5 protein-coding genes and 1 pseudogene are annotated in these 12,309 nt (G+C 71.1%); 2 read left to right on the forward strand and 4 right to left on the reverse strand.

Features of this window, described 5'->3' with window-relative positions:
• Window positions 1-129, forward strand: a pseudogene (locus QH470_RS00215) (hypothetical protein); the annotation flags it as partial.
• 72 nt (window positions 130-201) lie between these two features.
• Here QH470_RS00215 and QH470_RS00220 read toward each other — a convergent pair.
• From QH470_RS00220 to QH470_RS00235, 4 genes are read right to left on the reverse strand one after another with little or no spacing between them, the layout of a single operon-like run.
• Complete coding sequence (locus QH470_RS00220; RefSeq protein WP_280270180.1) at window positions 202-1,500, reverse strand: NAD(P)/FAD-dependent oxidoreductase; 1,299 nt, start codon at window positions 1,498-1,500, stop codon at window positions 202-204.
• A gap of 18 nt (window positions 1,501-1,518) precedes the next feature.
• Window positions 1,519-3,246, reverse strand: coding sequence for an FAD-dependent monooxygenase (locus QH470_RS00225; RefSeq protein ID WP_280270181.1), 1,728 nt, complete (start codon window positions 3,244-3,246; stop codon window positions 1,519-1,521).
• Window positions 3,247-3,259: 13 nt separating this feature from the next.
• On the reverse strand, window positions 3,260-4,120 hold the full coding sequence (locus QH470_RS00230) for a hypothetical protein (protein ID WP_280270182.1): 861 nt from the start codon (window positions 4,118-4,120) through the stop codon (window positions 3,260-3,262).
• 13 nt (window positions 4,121-4,133) lie between these two features.
• Window positions 4,134-10,691 carry a type I polyketide synthase gene (locus QH470_RS00235; protein ID WP_280270183.1) on the reverse strand — a complete coding sequence of 2,186 codons (6,558 nt, stop codon included), beginning with the start codon at window positions 10,689-10,691 and terminating at the stop codon, window positions 4,134-4,136.
• A 220-nt stretch (window positions 10,692-10,911) separates the two neighbouring features.
• On the opposite strand from QH470_RS00235, the gene QH470_RS00240 reads away from it, so the two are divergent.
• Complete coding sequence (locus tag QH470_RS00240) at window positions 10,912-12,252, forward strand: GDSL-type esterase/lipase family protein (protein ID WP_280270184.1); 1,341 nt, start codon at window positions 10,912-10,914, stop codon at window positions 12,250-12,252.
• Window positions 12,253-12,309: the final 57 nt, after the last annotated feature.

A 12,309-nucleotide genomic window follows, 5' to 3' on the forward strand; every position in this document is an offset into this window, starting at 1 on the left:
CAGGTGTCGAAGCTGAACACCCGCCTCATGGCGCTGGCCTGGACGACGCTGGGCACGCTGGTGCTCACCGACTTCTACGTCATGCTCGTCGCCAGCGGCACCCTCACGGATCTGCGCTTCGTCGACTGATCCCCGACCTCCCACCACCTCCCGCCGCGCCGGGGCCCCCGCCCCCCCGGCACGCTCGAGGGTCCCGAGGGGCTAAGCCGGGACCACGGTTCGGGTATCCGCGGTGCGCGGATAGATCGGGCAGTCGGGATACAGGTCGAACGGCGCGAACAGCGACCAGTCCGGCTCGGCGCGCAGCCGGTTCACCAGCGGGCTCTCCTGGGTCCAGAAGTCGCCGCTGACCAGCCGCACATGCCATTTCGGGTCGAGGTCGGCGGCCATGTCCAGGATGACCTGCCCCATGACCGGCTGCCGGTTGTCGTAGACGGCGCAGATGAGCCGGTAGTAGGTGCCGTACGCGGTCTTGAAGAACGACTCGTAACTCGTGGTGGCCTCGTCGTCGGACACGGTGCCCGCCAACCGATCCGCGGCCAGCTCGCCCGCCTTCCGGCCGGTCGCCAGGGCCAGCAGCACCCCGCCGGAGAACACCGGGTCGGTGAAGCTGCCCGCATCGCCGACCAGGAAATAGCCGGGGCCGCAGAGCCTTTCGGAGTGATACTCGAAGTTCCGCTCCCCCTTCAGTTCCCGCAGCACGGTCGCGCCGCGCAGCCGCTGCTGGATGCGCGGCACCCGGGCCAGGTGCTCGTCGAACACGGCCTCGGGCCGGTCGGACTGCAGGATGGACATGGGCGCCACCGCGCCGATGCTGATGGCGTCGGCGCGCAACGGAATCGCCCACATCCAGCCGTCCTGGTGGATGCCCAGCTGGGTGTCGCCCTCCACGCCGGGATTCTGGCTCTCGTCGAGATTGCCGTAGTGCTTGAACACCGCGGCCATCTTCAACCGGCTGTCGTGCACCCGCAGCCCGAGCTTCTTGGCGATCACCCCGGCACGGCCCGACGCGTCGGCGAGATACGGCGCGGTGGCGTGGTGGGTTTCGTCGGCGTAGGTGTAGGTGACTCCGGTGACCCGGCCGTCATCGGCCACGTCCACGTCGGTGACCGTCGCGTCCTCGAGGACGGTGACGCCGGCCTTGGCGGTCTCGTCGAGCAGCGTCTTGTCGAACTCCGCGCGCTCCACCTGAATGGCCCAGGTGCGGCGGCCGTCGCCGATCTCGCCGAAGTCGATGCGACGGGCGTTACCGGCGATCCCGGTCAGCTCCACCCCGGGCTTGAACGCATAGGGCTTGGCCATGACCGCGTCCAGCAGTCCGAGCTGGTCCAGGATCTCCACGGTGTAGGGCAGGAACGATTCGCCGATGTGGAAGCGCGGGAACCGCACCTTCTCCAGCAGCAGCACCCGGTACCCGCGCCGCAGCATGGTCAGCGCGTACGCGCAACCGGCGGGGCCGCCGCCGATGACAATCGTGTCGTAGGTCGTGGTTTCGGCCATGATCACTCCATTTTCGTTTCAGCGGAATGTAATTCGGTTCATTGCTGCGGTCAGTTCGGCGCCGGGGTCGGCGCTCGCACCGGGGCTGCGCCACGCCACGTGCTGGTCGGGTCGGACGAGCAGGGCGCCGTCGGGGCCGATCTCGCGCACCCGCGACCAGTCGTCGGAGTCCGGCGCCGCTACCCGCAACGGCAGGCCCGCGCGGTCCCGCAGGGCGCGGGCGGCGTCGGCCCACGACTGCCCGGCGGACCCGGTGACCAGCGTGAACTCCCCCGGGGGCACCAGGTCCAGCGTGGAGCGGCGCGCCCCGTCGTGCGCGACCCAGGCGTGCGGCAGCCGATGTCCCGGCCGCGTGGACGGAAAGTGCTTGTCCCCCATCGGTTCCGGTATCGGCGCGGCGGTACCGTCGGGCACCAGCGCACCCTGTTCGTAGGCCGCCCCGATCTCGATGTCCAATGCCTGGCAATCGATCCGATGGGTGCGCAACACCTCCGCCGTCCGGGCGCGGGCGGTGCGGCCGCGCGCGGAGTCCTCGAAGTAGGTGTTGAAGAACGTCGGCCGCATCCAGTGCGGCACATGGGGTCCCAGCCCCAGCGCGGCCTCGCTCATGAGTTCCGAGTTGGCGATGATGCTCACCGCCCAGTCGAGATTGCGGCGGCCGATCGGGCGGCGCTCGGCGTCGTAGGTGTCCAGCAGGCCCGGACCGGCGTGCCCGCGTTCCACCGCGGCGATCTTCCAGGCCAGGTTGTGCGCGTCCTGGATGGCGGTGTTGAGGCCGAGCCCGGCCGCCGGGGGCAGCTTGTGCGCGGCGTCACCGGCCAGGAACACCCGGCCGTGCCGGTAGCGCTGGGCGTTGACGGCGTCGACGGTCCAATTGCTGACCTTGTGCAGCCGCACCCGCAGATCCGGGATACCGAGGGTGTCGCGGATGCGCGCCAGCACCGCATCGCGCTGCGAGCGCGCCGGATCCTCGGGCCCGGTGGTGAAGTGCAGGCCCCACTCCTCGCTGAATCTGCCCCAGGTGGGCCCCATTTCGACGAGGGTGGACCCGGACAGCTCCGGCCGTTTGGGGTTGACGAAGTAGGTGAGCAGCGCGCCGTCGCGCTGCCAGCGGGACAGATCGGCGGTGAAATGCACCGTGGTGACGTGATGGAACCTCGGCCAGCCCTCGAACCGCACCCCCAGCGACGGCCCCAGCGTCCGCCCACCGTCACCGGCGATCAGATACTTCGCGGTGACGGTGCTGTCCCCGCCCTCCGTATCGCGCACGGTCGCGACGATCCGGTCGTCGCGCTCGGCCCACTCCACCAGTTCGAAGCCGTACCGGACGCGACCGGGCGCCCGCTGCTCGGCGGCCGTGCGCAGCAACGGTTCCGAGCGGATCTGCGGCACATTCGTCGCGGCCACCGGGCTCGCCGCCGACCAGGACTCGCGCAGATCCCCGCCGCCGAAGGCGTCCATCTCGTAGATCAACCGGCCGTCGAAGGGCCCCTTCCCTGCCAGCGTGGTCTGCCAGCACACCGCACCGAATTTCTCCAGCGGCGCCCCGACCGTCTCGATCTCCCCCGCCAAACCGTACTGGCGGAAGATCTCCATGGTCCGGTGATTGAGGTAGTGCGCCTTGGGCAGTCGCGCAGTGTCCGGGCGCTGCTCCACCAGCAGATGGTCGATGCCCAACTCGGACAAGAAGATCGACGCCGTCAGGCCGCAGCCGCCGGCGCCCACGATCAGCACGGTGGTGTCCATGTCCCCTCCGCGGTCAATGGCCATGGTGCTCGGGTAGATCGGGGCCCACCGAGGTCGGGCCGCCCGGATACGGGAAGGAGCCGGGGATGCCGCCGTCGTGGCCGACGACGACCTGCGCGGTGTTCACCGCGCCCGTGATCGGGGTGTCGCTGCCGGGCACCATCCACACGTGCAGGTCCCACGCCCGCGGATGCACCAGCCCCGGCGGGTTCGGCAGCGCCGCGGGGATGGTGCCCGGGTCCTGCCCCACCCACTCCTCGGCCGGCGGCTGGGTCACCATGTCGAAGGTGGGGAAGGCGTGCACGCCGCGTTCGTGGAAGCCCCAGTCGGTCGGATAGACGCACAGCCCGTTCTCGATCGGCGTCAGGCCCGGGGTGTATACCGCACCGTAGAACCAGCCCACCAGTTCGTAGGGGAACGACGGCATATACGGGTCGTCGTGCACGGCGTTCGGGTTCAGCGAGCGATAGAACAGTCCGGTCGGCTGCCCGCTGGTCACCGCGTCACGGGCGATCGACCCGGCGGTGACGCCCTCGATCCCCTTGGCGATGATGTCCAGTGAGCGCGGCAGATTCAGCAGGCCCACCCCGACCCCGCGATACTGCACCCAGCCGTGCGAGTCCGGACCCCAGCCGCCCAGCGCGGCCAGCGCCGCCGCGTCCTGCGGGCCGTGCAGCACGCGCAGCGAGCCCAGCCGATCCAGCACCCGTTGCTGGTCGGCGGCCAGGGACGCGGCCCGCTGGCCGGCGTCGCACTGCCGGTCCGCGACCGGGACGCGGTCCGGCTGCACGATCTCGTCGGCCGCGACGGCCGGCGCGAGCGCCGCGGCGGTCGTCAGCGCCGCCGCCAGCAGCAGTGGAAGCCGAAGAGCCATCGGTGATCTCCGTTCAGTTGGTCGGGGTGGCCGGCTGGTCGATGAACTCGAACAGCTCGTCGTCGCCGGCGGTGCCGAGGTCGTCGAGGATCTCGTCGAGTTCGCCGCCGCGCAGATGCCGCAGCAGCTCGTCGAGCCGGGCGGCGATGTCGGCCACCGCGTTCGGATCCAGTTCGGCGCTGCCGCAGGTGTCGGTGAGCGTCTGGATCTGGACGCGGATCGCGGCGGCGGGATCCTCGGTGGGCACGATCTCGTCGCGGATGTGGCGGGCCAATGCCATCGGCGTCGGGTAGTCGAACACCACGGTGGTGGTCAGTTTCAGCCCGGTCGCCGACTTCAGGCGGTTGCGGAACTCCACCGCCCCCAGGGAATCGAAGCCGAGATCGGTGAAGGCCTGGTCGGCGCCGATCGCCTCCGGCGACTCGTGTCCGAGTACGGCGGCGGCGTGGGTGCGAATCGTGGTGAGCACCAATGCTTCCTGGTCGGCGCGGGCACGCCCGGCCAGCGCCGTGGCCAGTTTCGACGACCCGCCCGCGGCATCGGACTCGGCGGCCCGGCGGGTGCCGCGCAGCAGCCCGCGCAGGGCCGGCGGCAGCGCCTCGGGTGCCTGCGCTCCCGCGGCGCGGATCGTCGGCGCATCCAAACGCGCCGCGACGGTGAGTGATTGGCCCAGCACCAGCGCCGTGTCGAGCATCGCCAGACCCTCGGCGGTCGGGATGGGCAGCAGGCCGTCGCGGCGCATCCGGGCGAAGTCCTGCTCGCCGAGATGGCCGGTGATGCCGCTGGCCTGTTCCCAGATGCCCCATGCCAGCGACGACGCGGGCAGCCCGAGACGGTGCCGGTGCGCGGCGAGCGCGTCGAGGAACACGTTGGCGGCCGCGTAGTTGGCCTGCCCCGGACCGCCCAGCACACCGGCGACCGAAGAGTACAGCACGAAGGCGGACAATTCACGGGAAGCGGTGGCCGCGTGCAGGTTCCACGCCGCCTGTGCCTTCGCCCGGAACACGGTCGCGACCCGGTCCGGGGTCAGCTCCGCGAACAGGCCGTCGTCGATCAGGCCCGCCGCGTGCACGACGGCCGTGAGCGGATGTTCGGCCGGGACGGCGGCGAGGACCGCGCGCAGCGCGTCGGCATCGGCGGCGTCACAGGCCGTGATCTGCACGCGCGCACCGAGTTCGGTGAGTTCGGCCGCCAACTCCTCGGCGCCGGCCGCGGCGCGACCACTGCGACTCAGCAGCAGCAGATGCCGCGCGCCGTGCGCGGTGACCAGATGCCTGGCCGCCACGGCGCCCAGCACGCCGGTGCCGCCGGTGATCAGGACGGTGCCGCCGGGATCCAATGCCGTCGGGACGGTGAGCACGTTCTTGCCGACGTGCCGGGCCTGGCTCAGGTACCGGAACGCCTCCGGGGCGCGCCGCAGATCCCACGGCATCACCGGAAGCGGTCGCAGCACACCGGATTCGAACAGCTTCAGCAGTTCCACCAGGATGTCGTGCAGCCGCTGCGGACCGGCCTCCATCAGGACGAAGCCGCGGTACTGTACGCCGGCATGCGTCTCGGCGACCTCGCCGGGATCGCGCACGTCCGTCTGGCCCATCTCCACGAAGCGACCGCCGCGCGGCAGCAACCGCAGCGAGGCGTCGACGAATTCACCGGCCAGCGAGTCCAGCACGACGTCCATGCCCCGGCCGCCAGTGGCGGTCAGGAACTCCTGCTCGAAGTCCAGGGTGCGGGAGTTCGCGATGTGATCATCGTCGAATCCCATGGTGCGCAAGGTGTCCCACTTCGGCAGGCTCGCCGTCGCGTACACCTCCAGCCCCAGGTAGCGGGCCAGCTGCACCGCGGCCATACCGACACCGCCGGTGGCCGCGTGCACCAGCAGGGTCTCGCCCTCGGTCACCGAGGCCAGATCGACCAGTGCGTAATACGCGGTCGCGAACACCGCGGGAACGGCCGCGGCCTGCGCGAACGTCCAGCCCTCCGGCATCGGCACCACCATCGAGCGGTCCGAGACCACCGTGTCGCCGATGCCCGCGAACAGGCCCATCACCCGATCGCCGGGCGCGAACTCGGTCACGTCCGGGGCCACGTCGACGACCACGCCCGCGCCCTCGCCGCCGATCGGCGCGTCCGGGTCCGGATACATGCCGAGCACGATCAGCACGTCGCGGAAGTTCATGCCGGTGGCGCGCAGCCGCACCCGCACCTCGCCGGGTTGCAGTGCGGCCGTGGCGTTCTCGTCGGCGCGCAACACGATGTTGTCCCCGTTGAGAGTGCCCTTGCCGAGCGCGCCCAGCCGCCACGAGCTCCGGCCGATCAGTTCCGCGCTGCCCACCGTGTCGGCGCCGGCCCGGCCCAGCCGCGGCACGTGCGCGGTCCCGCGCCGCACCACCACCTGCGGTTCGGCCTCGAGCGCCAGCGCGGCCTCGGTGGCCGCCCGATACTCGCCGGGGTCGTCCACGTCGACCAGCACGAGCCGTTCCGGATTCTCCGCCTGCGCACTGCGCAGCAGTCCCCAGACCGGTGCGGCAGCGAGATCGGTGACGTCCTCGCCGCCCTCGACCGCCACCGCGCCACTGGTCACCACCACGACCGTCGCGGCAGCGAACTGCGCGTCCGCCCACAATGCCCGCACCTCGGCCAGCACTCGATTCACCGTTGCCAGAGCCTGCGACGCGAGATCCGCTCCGCTACCCGTATCCGGGCGGCCATCTGCGACGCCGACGCCAGGGTCGGTCCCGTCGGCGGTCAGCGTCCCGTGTCGCCCGCGTGCCGGAAGGCACCGCAGGACGATCGCCTCGTCGGAGTCGCGGGTGCAGCTCTCGGCCGGAATACCCTGGGCGCCAGCCACTTCGACGGTTTCCCAGGTGCCGGAGGCTCCTGCTTGCTGCATGGCGACCCAGTTGAGCGCGTACAGATCCGATGCGGTCGATGTGGCCGCGAGCTGGTCGGCGGACAAGGCCCGTACCGACAGCGCGGAGACTGCGGCGACGATCGAGCCGCGGGCGTCGGCGGCCGTGATCGACAGGCGATCGGTGCCCTCCGGAGCCAGCCGGACGCGCAGCGCCGTCGCCCCGACCGCCGCCAGCGAGACGCCCTCCCAGGCGAAGGGCAGTTTCACGGTGTCGGTTCCGTCGGTGAGCGCCGCGACCGCCATCGCGTGCAGCGCGGCATCCAGCAGCGCCGGGTGGATGCCGAAGTCGGCCGCGTCCGCGCGGAGCGGCTCGGGCAACTCGACCTCCGCGAACAGTTCCTCGCCGCGTCGCCACATCGCGGTCAGGCCGCGGAAGGCCGGACCGTACCCGTAGCCGCCCTCGGCGAGGGTGTCGTACACGTCCGCGACCTCCACCGCGGTCGCCCCACTCGGCGGCCATACCGTGAATTCATCGCTGTCCGAGGGCGTTTCGGCTCCGCTCAGCGTGCCCGTGGCATGGCACGTCCAAGCGGGCTCGTCGCTGCCGTGCGGACGCGAGTACACCGCGATGCTCCGCTCGCCCGCCTCGTCCGCGCCGACGATCACCTGAATGTCGGCGCCGCCGGACTCCACCAGCACCAGCGGCGCCTGCAAGACCAGCTCGCCGACTCGCGGCGCACCGACCAGATCACCGGCGTACAAGGCGATTTCGACGAATCCCGTCCCCGGCACCAAGACGTTCCCGGCCACGACGTGATCGGCCAGCCAGGGCTGCGCCGCCACCGACAGGCGACCGGTCAGCATCACGCCGCCGCCGTCCGCGAGGGACACCGCCGCGGCGAGCAGCGGGTGATCGGCCGCATCGAGCCCGGCGGCGCCCAGATCTCCTGCGCCGGTGGGCTTGTCGAGCCAGAACCGCCGGTGCTGGAAGGCGTACGTCGGCAACTCCAGCGGCCGGGCGCGGGTACCCGTCAGCGCCGCCGTCCAGTCCACCGAGGTTCCGGAGACGAAGGCCGCGCCGAGCGCGGCATGCAGCGATTCGGTCTCGTCCCGCTTGGGATCCAGCACCGGAACGGCGGTCACCTCGTCGATCTCGTCCTCGTCCAGGCCGTCGCGCGTGAGGGCGGTCAGCGTGGTGCCCGGCCCCGCCTCCAGGAACACCGTGGCCCCGTGACGCCGAGCCGCCCGTGTCCCCGCGAGGTACCGGACCGGTTCGCGCACATGCCGCACCCAGTACTCCGGGCTGCACAGTTGCTCGGGATCGGCCAGTTCCCCGGTCACATTGGAGACGATCGGGACGGTCGGCGGGTGATAGGTCAAACTCGCGCACACACCGGCGAAGTCGCCCAGGATCGGGTCCATGCGCGGTGAATGGAACGCGTGGCTCACCCGCAGCCGCCGGGTGTTGTATCCGTCCTTGCCCAGGGCCGCCGCGACCTCGTCGATCAGGCCCTCGTCGCCGGAGACCACCACCGTCGCGGGCCCGTTGACCGCGGCGATGGCGATCCGGTCCTCGTGGCCGGCCAGCAGCGGCGCCACCACCTCCTCGCCGGTCGGTATCGACAGCATCGCGCCGCCCTCCGGCAGCGCCTGCATCAGCAAGCCGCGGGCCGCCACCAGTTTCGCGGCGTCGGCGAGCGACCAGACGCCCGCCAGATAGGCGGCGGTCACCTCGCCGATCGAGTGGCCCATGAGCAGATCCGGCCGCACGCCATAGGATTCCAGCAGCCGGAACACCGCGACCTCGACACAGAACAGCGCGGCCTGGGTGTAGGAGGTCTGGCTCAGCAGCTCCGCGGTGGGCGTCTCCGGTTCGGCGAACACGACCGCGCGCAACGGCGGATCGAACTGCTTGTCGAATTGCGCGCACGCCTCGTCGAATGCCGCGGCGTACACCGGGAACCGGGCGTACAGGGTCCCGCCCATACCGACCCGCTGGGCGCCCTGCCCGGGGAACAGCAAGGCCGTCTTCGCGCCCGGAACCGCCTGCCCGCGAAAGGCATTCGGCGAGGGCCGGTCCGCCGCGAGCGCGTCCAGCGCGCCGAGCAGCTCGGCCCGGTCGGTGCCCAGCAGCACCGCGCGGTGCGTCAGCCGGGCCCGGCCGGTGGCCAGCGTGCGCGCCACGTCGACGGCCGCCTGTTCCGGGTGTTCGGCGACGAAGGCCGCGAGGCGGGCCGCCTGCTCGGTCAGCGCCGCTTCGGTGCCGCCGCTCACCACCCACGGAATCATGGGCGGCACAACGGTTTCGGCGGTCTCCTCGGCATCGGCCGGAACGGCCTCGTCGGCCTCCTCGAGAATGACGTGCGCGTTGGTGCCGCTGATCCCGAAGGCCGACACCGCCGCACGGCGCGGACGCCCGTTGCGCGGCCAGGCCTGCGACTCGGTCGCCAGCCGCACCGCACCGGCCGTCCAATCCACGTGCGGCGAGGGCTCGTCGACATGCAGTGTGGGCGGCACCGAACCGTGCCGCATCGCCATCACCATCTTGATCACGCCCGCGACGCCCGCGGCGGCGCTGGTGTGACCCATGTTCGACTTGATGGAACCGAGCCACAGCGGGATCTGCCGGTTCTGCCCGTAGGTGGCCAGCAGCGCCTGCGCCTCGATCGGATCGCCCAGCGAGGTACCGGTGCCGTGCGCCTCCACCACGTCCACCTCGGCGGCCCCGAGCCGGGCGCCGGCCAGCGCCGCCTCGATTACCCGCCGCTGCGACGGACCGTTCGGCGCGGTCAGCCCGTTGGAGGCGCCGTCGGAATTCACGGCGGAGGAGCGCAGCACCGCCAGCACGCGGCGGCCGTTGCGCTGTGCGTCCGAGAGCCGTTCGAGCACAAGTATTCCCGCGCCCTCGGACCAGGCGGTGCCGTTGGCGGAGGCGGCGAACGCCTTCGCGCGGCCGTCCGGCGAGATCACCCGCTGCCGGGAGAACGCGATGAACGCCTCGGGGGTCGGCATCACCGTCACCCCGCCGGCCAGGGCCAGCGTGCACTCACCGGACCGCAGCGAGCGGGCGGCGTCGTGCATCGCCACCAGCGACGACGAGCAGGCCGTATCGATCGACACCGCCGGGCCCTCGAGGCCCAGCACGTAGGCCACCCGCCCCGACGCGACGCTGCTGGTCCGGCCGGTCATCATCAGCCCGGCCAGGCCGCTGCGATCCTCGGCGATGGTCGGGCCGTACTGCACCTCGATGATGCCGGTGAACACTCCGGTCGGGGTACCGCGCAAGGCCGTCGGGTCGATGCCCGAGCGTTCCAGCGCCTCCCAGGACACCTCCAGCAGCTGCCGCTGCTGCGGCTCCATCGCGAGCGCCTCCTTCGGACTGATACCGAAGAACGCGGCATCGAAATCCGCTGCGCCCCGGAGGAACCCACCCTCTCGGGCATACGAGGTGCCCTCGTGGTCGGGGTCCGGATCGTACAACCCGTCCACATCCCAGCCGCGGTCGCCGGGGAAGCCCGAAATCACGTCGCGCCCCCCGGACACCATGCCCCACAGATCCTCCGGCGACGCCACACCGCCGGGGTAGCGGCACGCCATCCCGACGATCGCGATGGGCTCGCTCGCCCGCGACTCCAATTCCTGCAGCCGCTGCCGGGTCCTGTGCAAGTCGATGGCCGCCCGCTTGAGATAGGTGCGGAGTTCTTCTTCTGTCGCCATACCCGTCTCCCGAATTTCGGCAAAGATCGCCACCGCGGCCGGTTACGAAATAGTCTGGCCGCGAACGTCTTCCATAGTTGTCGCGACCGCGATCGGCGGTAACCCCTAGCCTGCCCCTATCCCCGCGTACCGGGGCGGACACCGGCGCAAAGGTCTGCTTATACTCCGGCACAACGTCATTCGTGTTCGGCAACGCCGGAGAACACAGTTAGGTCTCTTCATGAATCGCCTCGGAAATTCGCGCCGCCGTGCCGTTTCCAGCAATGTCCGCAGCGTGGTCTCGGCGCTCACGCTGGCATTCGGTGTCACCGCCGCAACCACCCCCGCCCTCGCCGACCCGCCGGCCTCCGACTGCGCCGGGCCGCGCTGGGTGGGCAGCTGGCTGATCGCCGCCTCGGACGCCACGCCGGTATCGGATATGGCGCTGACCCCGACCGTGTCGCTGTTCGACCAGACCTATCGGATGGTCGTCACTCCGCATCTGGGCGGAGCGACGCTGCGCCTGCATCTGACCAACCGGCTCGGCCCGCTGCCGATCACCTTCGGCACCGTCACCGTCGCCAAGCAGGCCGAGGGCGCCGCGATAGAACCCGCGTCGCTGCGCCCGGTGACCTTCGGCGGGCAGCCGTCGGCGACCGTCGCGCCCGGCGCCGAGCTGATCAGCGATCCGATTCCGCTGTCGTTCAACGCCTTCGAGCCGCTGGCGATCAGTGTGTACGTGCCCGGACTCTCGGCCCCGGCCACGGAGAACATCGTCGGCCTGTCCACCAGCTACTACGGCCCGCCCGGCTCCGGCGACCACGCGGCCGACCCCACCGGCGCTCCGCTGAGTCTGCGAACCACCAGCGTCCTGTTCGCCGGGGGCATCGATGTCCTTGCCGCGCCGGAATATTCGAGCGTGGTGGCGATGGGCGATTCCATCAGCACCGGATATGCGGGAGCGACATATTTCGAGGGGCCGCAGGATTCTTCCATCGTCGACCGCAACCTCCGGTATACGGATTTCCTGCAACACCGCCTGGATGCCGCCGGAATTCCGCTGACCGTCTTGAATTCGAGTATCTGGGGCAATCGCGTGGTGCGGAATCAGACAATCCCGCAAACCGGTCCGGGCGCCTCGGCCAGATTGCAACACGACGTCATCGAGACCGCCGGAGTCTCCGATGTGATAATCGCCTCGGGCACCAATGATCTCGCATTTCCGCCGACCCAGAATCCCGAACAGCTGGCGGCGGCCTACACCGAAATAATCGGGCGGCTGCACGCCGCCGGAATTCGGGTGCACCTGGCGACGATCCCGCCGTCGGTGCGCTCGTTCATCGCCGGCGGCCTCGCCCCCGACGCCGAACCGGTGCGGCAGCAGGTCAACGACTGGATCCGCGGCCAGCAGCTGTCCGACACCGTCATCGACTTCGACGCCGTGCTGCGCGATCCGAGCGATCCCGGCGCCCAGCGCCCCGACCTCGTCTCCCCCACGCTGGTGCACCCCAACCCGCAGGGGCATCGGGCGCTGGCGGACGCCATCGATATCGGCGCCTTCCAGGGCTCGCCCTGCCGGTGACCAGCGCAACGCCGCCGGGGGCGCCCCCCCCCGCGCGCGCCCCCCCGGGGCCGGGGG

The organism is Nocardia wallacei (assembly GCF_029868745.1).
Taxonomy (GTDB): domain Bacteria; phylum Actinomycetota; class Actinomycetes; order Mycobacteriales; family Mycobacteriaceae; genus Nocardia; species Nocardia wallacei_B.

Bases quoted from the DNA above. Each gene is read 5' to 3' on its own strand.
- QH470_RS00220 (WP_280270180.1), bottom strand. From the start codon at position 1,500: ATGGCCGAAACCACGACCTACGACACGATTGTCATCGGCGGCGGCCCC.
- QH470_RS00225 (WP_280270181.1), bottom strand. From the start codon at position 3,246: ATGGACACCACCGTGCTGATCGTGGGCGCCGGCGGCTGCGGCCTGACG.
- QH470_RS00230 (WP_280270182.1), bottom strand. From the start codon at position 4,120: ATGGCTCTTCGGCTTCCACTGCTGCTGGCGGCGGCGCTGACGACCGCC.
- QH470_RS00235 (WP_280270183.1), bottom strand. From the start codon at position 10,691: ATGGCGACAGAAGAAGAACTCCGCACCTATCTCAAGCGGGCGGCCATC.
- QH470_RS00240 (WP_280270184.1), top strand. From the start codon at position 10,912: ATGAATCGCCTCGGAAATTCGCGCCGCCGTGCCGTTTCCAGCAATGTC.